Source organism: Sabulibacter ruber (genome assembly GCF_017355955.1).
Lineage (GTDB): Bacteria > Bacteroidota > Bacteroidia > Cytophagales > Hymenobacteraceae > Nibribacter > Nibribacter ruber_A.
In genome coordinates, this window is sequence record NZ_JAFFID010000086.1 from 1 (window position 1) to 299 (window position 299).

Below are 299 nucleotides of genomic sequence, written 5' to 3' on the forward strand. Positions count from 1 at the left end.
CATCGCCGTGCTTTGCTCCAGTGTCTGCGGTCGATCATGCGACGGGATCAGGATGCAGCCGCCGGCTGCAGTTGACGAATGGCCTGCAGAACCACGGCATGGAACGATCCGGTGTCCGTGGTTGCTTGAGTGATGAGGGCCTGGCGCATGCGAGGCGGCCAGAAGCGCTGGATATGAGCTGCCGTTTCGGTGGCGGCCTCGTCAAGCGGGTAGGCCTCGAAGAAGGTGGCAATTTGGTTTGCCATCCGCACCACCGTTTGTTTGTCGTCCACGATCATCTCCTGTGAAGTCGGATGGCT

General features: G+C 60.5%; 1 protein-coding gene. It reads right to left on the reverse strand.

Translation table 11 applies throughout. From position 1 onward, the window contains the following. Positions 1-47: 47 nt before the first annotated feature. Positions 48-299 (reverse strand): formate dehydrogenase subunit delta (locus tag JT719_RS24560; protein ID WP_207436418.1); only part of this gene is annotated, 252 nt, incomplete at its 5' end.